Origin of the sequence: Shewanella sp. AS16, assembly GCF_021412365.1 — a bacterium.
Classification (GTDB): Bacteria; Pseudomonadota; Gammaproteobacteria; order Enterobacterales; family Shewanellaceae; genus Shewanella; species Shewanella salipaludis.
In genome coordinates this window covers 459,269-474,097 of the sequence record NZ_JAKCLK010000003.1, presented here as the reverse complement: position 1 = coordinate 474,097, position 14,829 = coordinate 459,269, and the positions used below count along the sequence as shown (strand labels likewise).

The following is a 14,829-nucleotide window of genomic DNA, read 5'->3' as shown; positions in this document are numbered from 1 at the left end:
CTCTCGCCTTTCATCCACCGAGAGCTGCTTTATCTCCCTAGTCAACTTTCAAGGAACTGAATCCTAGACTTCAGTAATAATCTTCTTGTTTTTTGATTCGGCCTAATTCCATTTTGCACACTCAGCCAAAAATGGTAGCTACAGTTCTTTTACAGGTTAAATATTAGCACCTAGATAATAAAGGAATACTTATGAAACCAAACAACTACAACCCAAAAGCCAAGGAGGCCTTTGGCAGATCACTAATCGATATCGGCGTAGCAATATTCAAGGGCTTGATGTTGCTCTTCACTGTCGCTCCAGCCTCAATAATTGTGAAGGATGTATTCGAAGATGGGACATCGAAAATATCCCTTTACGAAGCATTAGCAAACATGTCTACCCCAACCTACTACATGTTTTTAGGGATTATTTTAATAGGTTTCTTAATCGGGCACGTCTTCAGAAAAGAAGGGCTTCGTTACTTGCACGAGGCTGAGGAATATGAGAAGAAATCAGCAAAAGTCAGTCAGAAATACGGGGGGACTATCACTCGTTGCGGTTGCAATATGCCTTGCTCTCCATATAGGCGACGTTAGTTCATCGCAGCTTGTTCCTATACCGGAAATTTACTTAGCAGCTCTCTTTTTTCCTACACAGAGAGCTGTTCAATCTCCCCAACAACCTACCTTCGACTCTGCGCATAGGTGCTGGCGGTGATACAAGCTCTTGCTTGGATCTCTGCCTATCGACAGATGGCTATGACCCAGTCGCTTACTTGTGGTTTGTATCTTGAAATAAGAGTCGCCGCCGCGCATCACGCTCCAACTGGCTAGACTGCGACGCTCGATAATCTGTCTCGCGCCCCTCCATCTGAACACTGCGCTTGCGCTGCCCTGTCAACGGCATCAGCATCAGCATCAGCACATGTAGGTAAAGCGGCCACATGCAGGTAAAGCGGCGCCTCAACCGCCTACGGCTCCAGCAGCGCCCTCACTTGGTGCCGATGCAAAATTCGCGTCCCGTCCGGGAGGAATTTCCCTGAGTGCATTGTTGCCATGTATAATGCCGGGCATTAAGGCTATAGGCCCAAATACATCAGTACCGACATCGACTCAGGAGAGCAGCTTGACCCATACCTATATCCCCCTAGATCTATATCGTCGTAAGTGGATTTTCAATCATAAGGATTTGCCTGTCACAGACCAGGATAAGTGCGCCATTCGTCCGCTGGATGAAAAGAGTGCCATGGGGGTGTGGAATCAGTGGATCAGCAACAAGAGCAGCCGCGCCGAACAATTCACCAAGGGCGACTGGGCCGCCAAGGTCGACGCCTGGCAGCAGACTGAGCATTGGCAGAGTGCCTGGGACAGCGAGGATGCCGGCCTGCCCGAGCCCCTGGCCGCCTTCATCCCCTGGCCGGACGATGCGCCCGTGTATTTTTGCTATGAAAAATATCAGATCATCGAGACCCGCTGGGATGTGTTCGTGCGTAACTGGAAATGCTTCCTGTTTTTCGACGACGGTCCACTGCTGATCTCCCCCAAACATAAACAAGCTGTGATGTTCGAGCAATCGGGCCAGTACAAGCTGGGGCTGCGGGGCTAATTCCCACCGGCCGTTTTGCCTTTTTTCACTATTTTTCTCTGCCTTTTCCCCTCTAACAGGCAGAGTATCTCTGGAGTCATACATGAGCACTTCGCGTCAACTTATCCGCGGTTTGAGTCTATCCCTTATGCTGTTGCTGCCCACGGGCGTGATGGCAAAAAACATTGCCGATGTCGAGGTGGCCGACACCCTGGACTTGGGAGCGCAAAGGCTGCAGCTCAACGGCGCCGGGGTGCGCAGCAAGTTCTTTATCGATCTCTATGTCGGCAGCCTGTATCTGCCCCGGGCCGAGACGGAGACAGAACAGGTACTGGAGTCCCCGCTGGCGGTGATCCGCCTGAATATCACCTCGGGGATGATAAGCTCGCAGAAGATGCAGGATGCCATCATAGAGGGCTTCGACAAGGCGACGCACGAAGACACCGGCGAGATAGCGCCCCAGATAGCCAGTTTCATGGCGCTGTTCGGTGATGAAATCAAGGAAGGCGATCAGTTCACCCTGGCGGCCGATAAGCAGCTGGGGGTGACGGCTTACAAGAATGGCGCGCCGCAGGCGACGATAGCAGGCGACGCCTTTCGACGCGCCCTGCTGAAGATATGGCTGGGCGACGAGCCGGCACAAAAGAGCCTCAAGCAGGCCATGCTGGGCGGCTAATCAAGCCAAAGGCTATCCGCCCAAGCACTCTCCACCCTGTCACTATCTACCCAAGCCCTATCCACCCAAGCGCTCTCAGCATAAGCACCCGGGCCATGCCCGGGTGTTGCTTCAGTTAGTTTCCGGCAGCTTGTAGGCCTTCAGGAACATCTGCACACATTCCTGCACATACTGCTCCCGGCTGCCGAGCAGTTCCTGATGTTCCAATCCCAACTCCAGCCTGAGCCTTAACTCCCCGAAGGTCATCAGACATAAACGCACGGCGCAATGGCGGGTATTGCCGAAATGGTAGCGCCCATGGGTTTCGACCCGAGCCAAATAGTCCGCCAGCAACCGCAACACATGATTGGGACCGGCATCATAGAAGAGCCGCGACAACTCGGGATGACTGTCGGCCTGGGCGACGCAGGTTTTGAACACCGCCATCGCCCCAGGACTGATGATGAGCTCACTGAACTGGGTGGCAAAGCGCATCAACGCCGACTCGGGCTCGGCGGCATCGGTCAGAATATCGCCCGTCAGCTGATGGGCCACACACTTGGACTCGATAGCGGCCACGAACAGCTCATCCTTGCTGCCAAAGTGGGCATAGACAGTCTGTTTCGACACCCCGGCCTGCCTGGCCACTTCATCCATGCTGGTGTTAAAAAATCCCTGACAACAGAAGAGATCGATGGCCGCATCCAATACCTGGCTGCGCTTCTGTTCGCTGCGACTCAGGGTCGCGCTGGGGTTGGTTACACTGCTCAATCTGCTCAATCCACCCGAATCATAGAATCAAAATTTAGCTCATTAAAGCACAAAATGGACTAGACAGTCCAGTTCTCCACAACTAGACTAGACAGTCCAGTTTAACCAAAAATCAACCTTTCGCTAACCGGGGAATACCAGCATGGCGATCACAAGACATAGCATACTGCTTCCATTGACCTTGGCCGTTGCGGCGACTTGGCTGCTGGCTGCCTGCCAGGATGAGGCAAGACCGCAGGCGCAGGCGAGGCTCCCTGTGGTCAGCACTCAAACCCTGACCCGGGTGGCATACTACCAACACAGCCAGACCTACACAGGCACCATACGCTCGGGCAATACCACGGCCATAGGCTTCGAGCTGGCAGGCAAGCTCGATGAGCTGGCGGTAGACAGCGGCGACAGTGTCAAGGCAGGGCAAGTGCTGGCGACCCTGGACACCCGCCTGTTGCTGGCCGAGCAACAGGAACTCAAGGCCAGTCTGGCGCAGAATCAGGCGGATCTGGATCTGGCGCAGACCACCCTGAAGCGTAACCTGCAACTGAAACAGCAAGGCTATGTCTCGGCGCAGACACTGGATGAAAACCAGCGTCAACTCAACGGACTGCAGGCAGGTAAGCAACGCCTGCTCGCCTCCTTGCAGGTCAACCGGCTCAAACTGGACAAATCTGCCCTGCTCGCCCCCTTCGATGGCAAGATCAGCAAGCGGCATCATAATCCGAGCGAAGTGGTCGCACTCGGCAGCCCGGTATTCACCCTGATAGGTGAAACCGCTCCCCAGGCCTACATAGGGGTTCCCGTTGCCGTTGCCCAGACACTGACCCAGGGCCAGGCAATCGAACTGACGGTCGCCGAACAGGAGTTCGATGCCAGCATCGCCGGCATCAGCGCCGAAGTCGACCCCGTCAGCCGCACGGTGCAGCTGAGAGTCAAGTTGCCGCTCGGCGCTGCGGTGATCAATGGTGAGCTTGCCTATCTGCATTATCAGCAAACCATAGCCCAGCCCGGCTACTGGGTGCCGCTGGCGGCCCTGACCGACGGCATGCGCGGCCTGTGGAACCTCTATGTGCTCAAGGCGGCTGAAGGCGATTACCTGCTCGAGCGCCGCGATGTCGACATACTCTACACCTCGGGCGATCGCGCCTTCATTCGCGGCGCCATCGCCGATGACGAAGCCTATGTCAGCCAGGGGCTGCATAAGTTGGTCATAGGCCAAAGGGTCAAACCCGTGGCCGCCGGGACAGATCTCGCGCTAAACACAGAAATGACGTCGAGGTAAGCCATGATTAAAGCCTTCGTCGAAAATGGCCGCCTCGTCAGCCTGTTCATCGCCCTGCTGATAGTGGCGGGGTTCGGTGCCATCTCCAGCCTGCCGAGAACCGAAGATCCCCACATCACCAATCGCTTCGCCTCTGTCATCACCCCCTACCCTGGCGCTTCGGCGGAACGGGTCGAAGCCCTGGTCACAGAAGTGCTGGAAAACCAGCTCAGGCGTCTGGAAGAGTTGAAGCTGGTGCAGTCGACCTCCAGACCCGGGATCTCGGTTATCCAGCTGGAACTGAAAGATAATGTCACCCAGACAGATCCCGTCTGGTCCAGGGCCAGGGATCTCATCAACGATGCCAAGCCGCAGTTACCCGAGGGGGCCAGCAACGCCCGGCTCGACGACCAGGTAGGCTACGCCAACACCGCCATCCTGGGCCTGGCTTGGCGCGGCGACTCCCAGCTGCAACCCCATGTGTTGCACAGGTATGCCAAGGAGCTGCAGAGCCGCCTGCGACTCCTGCCGGGTACCGATTTCGTCAAACTCCATGGCGCCCCGACGGAGGAGATCCAGGTTCGGCTCGATGGCAATAAAATCAGCCAGTTGAAGCTGACCCCCGGGGCCATAGCCGGCATCCTCAGCCACGCGGATACCAAGATTTCCGCCGGGGAAATCAACAATGCCGATTTCAGGGCCCTGGTGGAAGTCTCGGGGGAACTCGACTCTCTGAGTCGCATCCGTCAGGTGCCGCTCAGAGTCGATGCCGATGGCAGGATCCTGCGCCTGGGGGATGTCGCCGACATCTCGCGCCAGGCCAAGACCCCGGCGGACAGCATAGCGCTGATCGACAGCCAGCAAGGCATAATGGTCGCCGCCCGCATGCTCAACACCTCCAGGGTGGATCTGTGGCAGGAACAGGTCGCCCAGGCCGTCGCCGAGTTTGAGCATAGCCTGCCGGCCAACATAGAGGTCAAATGGCTGTTCGAGCAGGAGAGTTACACCTCGGAGCGCCTCGGCGGCCTGCTGGTCAACCTGTTGCAGGGGTTTGTGATCATCCTGCTGGTGCTGATGCTGACCCTGGGGCTGAGAAATGCCGTCATAGTCGCCCTGTCGCTGCCGCTGACCGCCCTGTTTACCTTGGCCTGCATGAGGTATGTCGGCCTGCCGATACACCAGATGTCGGTCACGGGTCTGGTGGTCGCCCTGGGGATCATGGTGGATAACGCCATCGTCATAGTCGACGCCATCGCCCAGCGCCGCCAACAGGGGGCCAGCCGTTTGGCGGCTGTGTCGCAGACATTGCACCACCTCTGGTTGCCACTGGCAGGCTCGACCATCACCACTATGCTGGCCTTCGCGCCCATAGTGCTGATGCCGGGCGCCGCCGGCGAGTTTGTCGGCGGCATCGCCATCTCGGTGATCTTCGCCTTGCTGGGCTCCTATGTCATCTCCCATACGCTGATCGCCGGCTTGGCCGGCAGGTTCAGCCTCGAAGGCCATAGCGCCGGCTGGATCCGCGACGGCATAAGTTTGCCTCGCCTCAGCCGTTATTATCAGACCCTACTGGGCGGCGCACTCAAACGGCCATTGCTGACGGCTATCGGCATAGGCGCCCTGCCTGTGCTGGGCTTCTTCGCCGCCGGCAAGATGACGGAGCAATTTTTCCCGCCATCGGACAGGGACATGTTCCAGGTCGAAGTCCATCTCGCCCCCCATGTGAGCATAGAGCATACCCGCACCTTGGTTGCCGCCCTGGACCAGCGGCTGCGCCAAGCCCGGGGCATTACCCAGGTCGATTGGCTCATAGGCGGCAATGTCCCTTCCTTCTATTACAACCTGCTCCAGCGGCAACAGGGGGCGACCAACTATGCCCAGGCCATGGTGAAGGTCAGCGACTTCCACACGGCCAACCGCCTGATCCCTGAGCTGCAACAGGCGCTGGACCTGGCCTACCCCGAGGCACAGATCCTGGTACGCAAGCTGGAACAGGGCCCACCCTTCAACGCCCCGGTCGAGCTGAGGATCTTCGGCCCCAATCTGGACGTACTGCGCGGCCTGGGGGACGAGGTCAGGCGGATGCTCGCCACCATACCCCAGGTGATCCACAGCCGCACCACCCTGAGTGCCGGCGCCCCCAAGGTCTGGCTGCAGGTCAATGAAGACGCCAGCCTGATGAGCGGCCTGAGCCTCAAAGACATAGCGGATCAGATCCAGATGTCGACCACAGGCATACTCGGCGGCAGCCTGCTGGAACAGACAGAGTCTCTGCCGGTCAGGGTCCGGCTCGGTGACAGCACCAGGGAGCAGGCCACCCGCCTGGCGGAAATCAACCTGGTGTCGGCGACGGGCTCAGGCATCCCCCTGGCCGCCCTGTCACACAGTGAAACCCAGGTCAGCCGCGGTGCCATTCCCCGGCGCAACGGCCAGAGGGTCAACACGGTCGAAGCCTATATCGCCAGTGGCGTGTTGCCGGCGCAGGTGCTGCAAGCCATAGAGCCGCAGCTGGCGCAGCTGCATTTGCCGCCCGGCTATCACCTGGAAATCGGCGGTGAGAGTGCCAAGCGCAATGAGGCGGTCGGCAACCTGTTGTCGAGCCTGGTGCTGGTCGTCACCCTGCTGTTGGCGACCGTGGTCTTGTCCTTCAACTCCTTCAGGCTGACGGGCATTATCCTCCTCAGTGCGCTGCAATCGGCCGGACTCGGGCTGCTGGCCGTCTATGTCTTCGGCTATCCCTTCGGCTTCACAGTGATCATAGGATTGCTGGGGTTGATGGGGCTGGCGATCAACGCCGCGATAGTGATCTTGGCCGAGTTGGAAGATCTGCCGGCGGCCAGGCTCGGGGAGCCGGAGGCCATAGTCAGGACAGTGTCTTCCTGTGGCCGCCACATCAGCTCGACCACCATCACCACAGTCGGTGGCTTCATCCCGCTGATCATCGCCGGCGGCGGCTTCTGGCCTCCCTTCGCCATCGCCATTGCCGGCGGCACCCTGCTGACCACACTGCTGTCGCTGCTCTGGGTCCCTACCATGTATTTATTGTTGATGAAGCGAACCCCCGAGAGGGCACGGCAGGCACAAGAGGCCTGTTGACATCAATAAAAAAGGGCGCTCGGAGAGCGCCCTTTTTCACTGTGTTGCTGCAAGACTCAGAATGCTTGGCGGAATGAAGCCCAGTAGGTGCGCCCCCGTATGTCATACAAGTCGCTATCGAAAGTGCCGTCGTATTTGAACGATGGCTCTTCGTCCGTCAGGTTAGTGACGCCGATGGACAGGCTGTCGTTCCATGGCAAGCTGTAGGTATAGGTCAGGTTATGGTAGAAGACGGAGTCGATTTCAAATAACCGCCCCTCGTCCTCCGTCTGACCTGCATCCGGATCCCAGCTGCCTTCGATCCTATCCCAGCTCGTTTGCGCGCTGATATAGTTGCCGAAGTAGCTCAGCGAATGATTGCCCACCAGGTAATCCAGCGAAACATTAGCCCTGTCGTCCGGAGAGCCCTCGCGCCCGGCGATGTTGTCACCCAGAATACGCACCCCGGAATTGACATGGGTGCTCTTGTACTTGAAATAGTGGGACCAGCTCAGGCCGGCCTTCAACTCCCCCACTTGAGTATCCCAGCTCGCATGCATGCTCACGTCCATGCCTTCGCGCTCGCTCAAGCCCACATTGACCTTGCGACTGACGACATTGTCTATCCGGCCGTTGCCTCTCTGTTCGAGCGAGGCGCCGGCATAGACAGATCCCACCTCGGGACGGGCCACACCCAGGGCGTCTGCCGCCTGCCAGAGCTTGGCCTGCGTCTTGACTATTTCGTCCGGGTCCAGGGTCTCTATGAGGTTTGAGGTCTCCAGCGACCAATAATCGACTGAGATGTTGATCTGATCCGTGATATCCCACACCAGGCCAAAGTTGTATGACTCAGACTCTTCCGGCTGCAGCGCTTCATTGCCGCCGGTGCGGGTAGGCGCATAGTCACGGCGGCCACAGGTATCTATGTCTTCGCCTTCGGCGTAACAATTCAGGTAATTGGTAATGTAGCCGAAACCTTCAGAGGTGCCCTGATACAGATCCGACAGGGTCGGCGCCCTGAAGCCGTTGCCCCAGGATGCCCTCAGCAGCAAGGGGTCGAGCACATTGTATTTGACCGACACCTGGGGATTAAAGGTGCCGCCAAAATCCGAGTAATCATCGTAGCGTCCCGCCAGATTCAGCTCCAACTTGTCCAGCAGAGGCAACACCAGCTCGAAATAGACGGCCTTCACATCGCGTTCGCCCTCGCCGCCGCTGCCGCCGTTGCCGCCGATGATCTGCCCCGCCTCGGCCAGAGCCGTCACCTTGGAATCCAAAGATTCTTCACGATAGGCGGCGCCAAGGTACATGCCGGAAATCCCCCCGGGCAGCTCGAACAGATCGAATGAGGCACCACCGCTGACGTCCAGATACGTCGCGTTCATGCGCTTGTCATAGTTTGCCGTCGCCCCTTGCGGCATGGGTGAATGGGGATCCCTGGGATCCCAACCCACGAAGCTATTGCTGTCGCTATCCCAGCTGCCGATGAGATCTGTGGTCGCACCTTTCAGCTGATAGCCGGTTCCCCAGGTAAAGTTGCCGTATTGGTTGTAATTGACCGAAAAATCCCAGGACAGGTAATCCGTTGTCCCATTCAGGGCCAGCAGGTAGTCGAAGATGTTGTCATGGTGCTCGGCAACGCGATTGCCCGCGGTATCGAAGCGGAAATTCATGCCTGCATCCGGATCGGCAACGAGTTCGACCAAATCCAGGCCTTCGGCCGTGGTATAGGCAGGCAAGCCATTGGGAATGCTGATCGCTGCGGGCACAGGTGCCGACACGTCCATGGTCTCGTTCGCGGCCCAGAAAGCCCGCGCCGTCAGCTCTATGTCATCGCTCAACTCATAGGTGTAATGTATCAGGGTATTGTTGCGCTTCTGGCCGACAGAAATGGCCGCCGCCCTGCTGTAGTCGTAGGCGCACAGGGTGTCACCCGGATAGTCGCTGTCATTCAATACCCCGAGGAACTGCTCGCCATAGACATCGGCGCAGCTCTTGTCGGCATTCGAAAACGGGGCCGAGTACACCCAGCCGCCGGCATCGCCCTGGGTGAGCACCCGTCCCGTCGGGCTGATATTCACCCAGTCCTGGTAGTCATTGGCATCGCCGCCCTCCAACAGGAAGGGCCGGGTATACCAGCGATCACTCTGCTTTATCTTTTGGGATTCATAATGCTCCAGGGTCAATACCAGATGCCCCTTATCCGAATCCAGACCGCCGGTAAAAGACAGATTGGATGAGTCGCCGCCTTCGGCAGTGGGCCTGTCCATGCGGGCGTCGAGCTGAATGCCTTCATAGTCCTTCTTCAGTATGATGTTGACGACACCGGCGATGGCATCTGTGCCATAGATGGCCGAGGCCCCATCTGTGAGGATCTCGATCCGCTCAACCGCCGCCATGGGAATGGTATTGATGTTGGCCGCGCCGCCGTCGAGCACGGGTGACTTGGCCATGCGCTTGCCGTCGAGCAGCGTCAGGGTGTGGAATGCCGAACCGCCTTTCAATTGCACTGTCGCCTGCGAGCCCCAGCTGTTGTTCGAGCCACCGCCCCATGAGCCGAACGCGTTTAAATTGGAACTGCGCAGTGCATCGCCCACGGTCGCAAAACCGGACTTTTCCAGATCGGCGGCCGTGATGGTAGTGATTGGGCTCGCCCCCTCCATGTCTATTCGTTTGATATGCGAACCTGTGACCTCGATGCGTTCGACCTTATCTTGCTGCTCTGCTTGTGCCATCGAGGGTACGGCGGTCAACATAATGCTGCCGCCGGCTAACGCTGTCATCTTGGCTAATGGGTGTAATTTCACCTTTCCTCTCCCTTTGATCCGTTGTCGTTATTGGTCAATTTTGTCTTTCCTGTGCCGCCAGCCGTATCCATCCCGGCGCTTCAAGATCACAAAACCGCAACATTTATAACATATACTTTATTTTGTATACAATATATATTGTTGCAAAAATAACCGAGCCCAATAACTGCTGCAGCGGGGAAAGGGGAAATGTCGGGGAAAGACTAGGCTCAGCCGCAGGACACCAAGGTGGCTGATGGATGTTGAACTGAATCTTCTTATATTGAGCCGCAGAGGAAAAGCCGCACGCGGCAACACCCAAGCATGAAGGCCTGGGCTAAGGACAGCGCCAGCCGGCACTCATGGGAATGACAGACACGAAACAGCCTCATCGCCGGGCCGAAAGCGGCAGCCAGCGAGCCTTATGCCATAAAAAATGGGGTGCCTGCTCAGGCCCCTTGATTGACCAGCCTGTGATGCAGTTTGTCTTTGAGGGACAAGCGCTCCATCTTCAACTCCATGAAATGCGCATCCGTGGTGGGAACACTGGTAAGCTCGAGCGCGCGGATCTTATTGTCCAGCTCGTTGTACCTTTTGCTCATGGTGGCAAACTCACTGTCTCTGTGTTTCAACTCGGCGATGACATCCACATACTCGGGGAACTCGTGGGTTAAAGAATGAATTTCACCTAACATAGTCAGCCTCCTTCGGCACAGAACGGATAATATTCAATCACAAGACTAGCAGAGCACATCACGCCAGCAAGCAAACTGCCGCTCAGCGAGCGCCGCCATGTGAGCTGTATCTCCTTAAATAGTAGACCCGGGGCCAGGGACTGACAATGCCGGAGCGGAAACGCCCGACAGCCGCGGCCAACACAGAGCGCAAGGCATAAAAAAACCTCACAGGGTGAGGTTTTCTTGTTGGAAGCCGGCGTTAACGCTCATCCTCGGCGGATCTGTCCATATTCTCGGTATTTTCCAGCCATAGGGCGTTGATGATACCGAAGGAGCAAGCCAGCAATACCCCTAATATCCAAGTGAAATACCACATAAATCAGTTTCCTTATTTCCTGGTCACCATCAATAGAGTGAGGTCTTGTTGTCTTCGATATGCTGGCGACTGAGGCGACCGAACATTTTAAAGTATGTCCATACCGTGTAGCTCAACACCAGAGGAATGAAAAACGCCGCCGCGCAGCTCATCACAGTCAGGGTCATCTGGCTTGCCGTCGCATCCCACAGGGTGAGGCTCAGGTTAGGGGCCAGTGAGGATGGCATGATGAAGGGGAACATGGCCGCACCACAGGTCAGGATCACCGCCGCTATCGCCAGCGAACTGAACAGGAAGGCGAAGCCAGAGCGGTTGAAACGACTCGCCGCAAATGCCAGCAAGGGCATGATGAGCCCGAATGTCGGGAATAACATGGTCAGCGGGTACTTGTCGTAGTTCAGCAGCCAGGCACCGGCCTGGACCGCGACCGTCTTGGTGGCGGGGTTGGAGGCACCGTGATGATCTATCACAGAGGTCACCACATAGCCGTCGATGCCGTTAATCAGCCAGAGACCGGACAGGCCAAATAACACCAGTAACAGGATGGCGCAGACCTGGGCCGCTGTCGCCGCCCTCACCCTGAGCTCGCCTTCCGTCTTCATCTGTAACCAACTGGCGCCTTGCATCATCACCATGCTGACGCTGACCAGACCGGCCAGCAGGCCGAAGGGATTCAACAGCCCCAACAGACCGCCATGGTAAGTCGCCCGCAGGAACTCATCGAAATCGAACGGCACTCCCTGCAACAGATTACCGAAGGCGACGCCTATGATGAAGGGAGGCACCAGACCACCGACGAACAAGGCCCAGTCCCAGCTCTTGCGCCATCTGGGATCTTCAATCTTGGAGCGGTAGTCGAATCCCACGGGCCGCAGGAACAAGGCAAACAACACCAACATCATGGCGACATAGAAACCCGAGAAAGACACGGCATAGACCATGGGCCAGGCGGCAAACAGCGCCCCTGCGGCGGTGATCAACCACACCTGATTGCCATCCCAATGGGGGGCTATGCTGTTGATCATGATGCGCCGCTCTGTGTCGTCCCTGCCTATGATGGGCAATAAGGCCCCTACCCCCATGTCGAAGCCATCTGTCACTGCAAATCCGATGAGCAGCACGCCGATCAAGGCCCACCAGATCATTCTCAATAGTTCATAATCAAACATAACGAAATCCTCTGTTTAGGCCTCAAGCGTCTCGAAGTGATAACGCCCGGTTTTCATGCTGCTGGGGCCGAGCCTGACAAACTTCAGCATCAAGTAGACCTCTATCACCAACAAAATACTGTAAAACACCGTGATGGAGATGATGCTGAACCAGACATCGGCCGGTGTCAGGCTGGACGCAGACATGAAGGTCGGCAGGACTTCGGAGATGGTCCAGGGTTGACGCCCGGACTCGGCGACAAACCAGCCACTCTCTATCGCCACCCATGGCAGAGGCAGGCTGTAGAGTGCCGCCCTCAGCACCCACTTATTCTCTTCTATCTTATGTCTGGTGCTCTGCCAGAAGGCCGCCGCAAACACCAGCAGCATGATCATACCGCTGCCCACCATGGCCCGGAAGCTCCAGAAGATAGGTGCCACCTTGGGAATTGAGTCCTGCGCGGCCGCCTTGATCTGCGCCTCGCTGGCATCCACCACCTTGTCCGTGTAGCGTTTGAGCAGCAAACCATAACCCAGATCCGCCTTGGCCCACTCGAATGCCTGTCTCAGTTCGGGCGACTCATCGCCAGCGCGCAGCTTCTCCAGCATGCTGTAGGCCAGGATGCCGTTGCGGATGCGCACTTCATGATCTGCTATCAGATCTGTCAGGCCCGTGACTTCCTCATCCAGGGAACGGGTGGCTATGATGCCCATGGCATAGGGGATCTTGATGGCATAATCCGTGTGCATCGTGTCTTGGTTGGGGAAACCCACCGCGGTGAAAGACGCCGGGGCCGGCTCAGTGTGCCACTCGGCTTCGATAGCCGCCAGCTTGACCCGCTGCACCTCGCCTATCTTATAACCCGACTCATCACCCAGCACTATCACAGAGAGGATGGAGGCCATGCCGAAGCTGGCGGCGATCGCGAATGAGCGCCGGGCGAACGGCAGGTCACGTTTCTTGAGTATGTAGAAAGCGCTGATGGCCAGCACGAACATGGCGCCGGCGACATAACCCGATGCCACAGTGTGGACGAACTTGACCTGGGCGACGGGGTTGAACACCACCTCGGCGAAACTGGTCATCTCCATCCGCATGGTTTCATAGTTGAACACAGATCCCACAGGGTTCTGCATCCAGCCGTTGGCGATCAAGATCCACAGGGCCGACATGTTGGAGCCGAAGGCCACCAGCCAAGTTACCGCCAAATGCTGACGCTTGGTGAACCTGTCCCAGCCGAAGAAGAACATGCCGACGAAGGTCGACTCGAGGAAGAAGGCCATCAGGGCTTCCATCGCCAGCGGCGCACCGAAGATATCGCCGACATAATGGGAATAGTAAGACCAGTTGGTGCCGAACTGAAACTCCATCGCCAGACCCGTAGCGACCCCGAGGGCGAAGTTGATGCCGAACAACTTACCCCAGAACTTGGTCATATCCTTGTAGATGGGCTTATCCGTCATCACATAGAGGGATTCCATGATAGCCAGCAGGAATGCCAGCCCCAAGGTCAAGGGAACAAACAGGAAGTGGTACATGGCCGTCAACGCAAACTGCAAGCGCGATAGCTCAACAACCTCTGCGACTATCATCTGTGACTCCTTAGGTGGTGCGCCCTATGCTGGGTTCTCCCGAACCATGAAGAGCGGCAGTAGAGTGAAGCTTAAAATGTCCCATGCCTTGCCGGCATAGGCCCGGCGATCCTGGATCCGGGCAGGCTGCTGTTACCTGCCAACTCTAGCAGAGTCAAGGCTCTCATGCTGACAGCGATGACACCCGGTGTGAGAGACCTTCAATGGCCTGCAGTGATAGCCAGGACATTCTCCACGGAGGCCAATTTATACCACCTTAAATTGATGTAAATCAATCTGAGTCAATAGATTAGCCGGGGTTTGCGGCCGGCGGCACACTTCCACCCCAAGCGATATTGACATAGGAGTCACTATGGGATAGCAAGCCAGGCCACAGGCTTTCGGCGGGTTTAACGCGTTAGCGCCCCCCAGCTGCCCTGGGTCATGAAAAACAGCGCAACAACAATATAAACCCTAGTTTCACTAACCATAAAAAAATACCAAGCCATAACAAAACAAAACAATAACAACTTAAAATCATAAACTTACTAACAATGCGCAATCTGTGAATATATAATCACCAATATGATTGATTAGTTTTATTAATAGCAAAATGTATTTTTTCTCGTTTGAGAATAACGCGGCCGCCGCCTATTATATGCCCAGTGTTAGGGAGACGGTCTGGTGGTACTGGTGGTTATGCCCAGTCAAGCCCAACTTCGCGCACATAAACATTACTTTTGGTGTGGGGAAATTGATATGACAAACTTATTCGAACGTCTGGTTAACAGTTACAAACGTGTCTTCGTTGAGTTATACACTGCTAAAGAGCTATAAGGCTAACTTGCCGTAAAGCTAAACGAGGCGCGCTGATTTACCTTGAGTTTTGTTAGCGCAAAACCTGCCCCCTGTCTGGATAAGACTGGGGGCTTTTTTTTTGCCTGCCCG

The 14,829-nt window shown here is 56.7% G+C and carries 11 protein-coding genes; 5 read left to right on the top strand and 6 right to left on the bottom strand.

The window, feature by feature from the left end; all coding sequences use genetic code 11:
• Nucleotides 1-191 precede the first annotated feature (191 nt).
• The 3 genes from LZP73_RS10630 to LZP73_RS10620 all read left to right on the top strand — a co-directional run bounded on the left by LZP73_RS10630 (nt 192) and on the right by LZP73_RS10620 (nt 2,242).
• Nucleotides 192-578 (top strand): hypothetical protein, encoded by a 387-nt coding sequence (locus LZP73_RS10630; protein ID WP_234234926.1) that lies wholly within the window; start codon nt 192-194, stop codon nt 576-578.
• A gap of 529 nt (nt 579-1,107) precedes the next feature.
• Nucleotides 1,108-1,587 (top strand): DUF2947 domain-containing protein, encoded by a 480-nt coding sequence (locus tag LZP73_RS10625; RefSeq protein ID WP_169564377.1) that lies wholly within the window; start codon nt 1,108-1,110, stop codon nt 1,585-1,587.
• Between the two features lie 82 nt (nt 1,588-1,669).
• Nucleotides 1,670-2,242 (top strand): chalcone isomerase family protein, encoded by a 573-nt coding sequence (locus LZP73_RS10620; protein WP_234234924.1) that lies wholly within the window; start codon nt 1,670-1,672, stop codon nt 2,240-2,242.
• A 111-nt stretch (nt 2,243-2,353) separates the two neighbouring features.
• On the opposite strand, the gene LZP73_RS10615 is transcribed toward LZP73_RS10620, so the two are convergent.
• Nucleotides 2,354-2,992 (bottom strand): TetR/AcrR family transcriptional regulator, encoded by a 639-nt coding sequence (locus LZP73_RS10615; RefSeq protein ID WP_234234922.1) that lies wholly within the window; start codon nt 2,990-2,992, stop codon nt 2,354-2,356.
• A gap of 142 nt (nt 2,993-3,134) precedes the next feature.
• Here LZP73_RS10615 and LZP73_RS10610 point away from each other — a divergent pair, with 142 nt between their 5' ends.
• Together LZP73_RS10610 and LZP73_RS10605 are read left to right on the top strand one after the other, a co-directional pair.
• On the top strand, nt 3,135-4,268 hold the full coding sequence (locus tag LZP73_RS10610) for an efflux RND transporter periplasmic adaptor subunit (protein ID WP_234234920.1): 1,134 nt from the start codon (nt 3,135-3,137) through the stop codon (nt 4,266-4,268).
• A 3-nt stretch (nt 4,269-4,271) separates the two neighbouring features.
• On the top strand, nt 4,272-7,343 hold the full coding sequence (locus tag LZP73_RS10605; protein ID WP_234234918.1) for an efflux RND transporter permease subunit: 3,072 nt from the start codon (nt 4,272-4,274) through the stop codon (nt 7,341-7,343).
• A 56-nt stretch (nt 7,344-7,399) separates the two neighbouring features.
• Here LZP73_RS10605 and LZP73_RS10600 read toward each other — a convergent pair whose 3' ends face one another.
• The 5 genes from LZP73_RS10600 to LZP73_RS10580 all read right to left on the bottom strand — a co-directional run bounded on the left by LZP73_RS10600 (nt 7,400) and on the right by LZP73_RS10580 (nt 13,902).
• Nucleotides 7,400-10,129 carry a TonB-dependent receptor domain-containing protein gene (locus LZP73_RS10600; RefSeq protein WP_234234916.1) on the bottom strand — a complete coding sequence of 910 codons (2,730 nt, stop codon included), beginning with the start codon at nt 10,127-10,129 and terminating at the stop codon, nt 7,400-7,402.
• A 428-nt stretch (nt 10,130-10,557) separates the two neighbouring features.
• Nucleotides 10,558-10,803 carry a YdcH family protein gene (locus LZP73_RS10595; protein WP_234234914.1) on the bottom strand — a complete coding sequence of 82 codons (246 nt, stop codon included), beginning with the start codon at nt 10,801-10,803 and terminating at the stop codon, nt 10,558-10,560.
• 241 nt (nt 10,804-11,044) lie between these two features.
• The gene (gene cydX, locus LZP73_RS10590) at nt 11,045-11,161 is read right to left on the bottom strand and encodes a cytochrome bd-I oxidase subunit CydX (RefSeq protein WP_234234912.1); all 117 of its coding nucleotides are present in this window, start codon (nt 11,159-11,161) and stop codon (nt 11,045-11,047) included.
• 29 nt (nt 11,162-11,190) lie between these two features.
• Nucleotides 11,191-12,330, bottom strand: coding sequence for a cytochrome d ubiquinol oxidase subunit II (cydB, locus tag LZP73_RS10585; protein ID WP_234234910.1), 1,140 nt, complete (start codon nt 12,328-12,330; stop codon nt 11,191-11,193).
• Nucleotides 12,331-12,345: 15 nt separating this feature from the next.
• Nucleotides 12,346-13,902, bottom strand: coding sequence for a cytochrome ubiquinol oxidase subunit I (locus LZP73_RS10580; protein ID WP_234234908.1), 1,557 nt, complete (start codon nt 13,900-13,902; stop codon nt 12,346-12,348).
• Nucleotides 13,903-14,829 lie beyond the last annotated feature (927 nt).

What these genes read in the sequence shown, in the direction of transcription:
- LZP73_RS10630 (WP_234234926.1), top strand. Translation starts at nt 192, where the DNA reads ATGAAACCAAACAACTACAACCCAAAAGCCAAGGAGGCCTTTGGCAGA.
- LZP73_RS10620 (WP_234234924.1), top strand. Translation starts at nt 1,670, where the DNA reads ATGAGCACTTCGCGTCAACTTATCCGCGGTTTGAGTCTATCCCTTATG.
- LZP73_RS10610 (WP_234234920.1), top strand. Translation starts at nt 3,135, where the DNA reads ATGGCGATCACAAGACATAGCATACTGCTTCCATTGACCTTGGCCGTT.
- LZP73_RS10605 (WP_234234918.1), top strand. Translation starts at nt 4,272, where the DNA reads ATGATTAAAGCCTTCGTCGAAAATGGCCGCCTCGTCAGCCTGTTCATC.
- LZP73_RS10595 (WP_234234914.1), bottom strand. Translation starts at nt 10,803, where the DNA reads ATGTTAGGTGAAATTCATTCTTTAACCCACGAGTTCCCCGAGTATGTG.
- cydX (WP_234234912.1), bottom strand. Translation starts at nt 11,161, where the DNA reads ATGTGGTATTTCACTTGGATATTAGGGGTATTGCTGGCTTGCTCCTTC.
- cydB (WP_234234910.1), bottom strand. Translation starts at nt 12,330, where the DNA reads ATGTTTGATTATGAACTATTGAGAATGATCTGGTGGGCCTTGATCGGC.
- LZP73_RS10580 (WP_234234908.1), bottom strand. Translation starts at nt 13,902, where the DNA reads ATGATAGTCGCAGAGGTTGTTGAGCTATCGCGCTTGCAGTTTGCGTTG.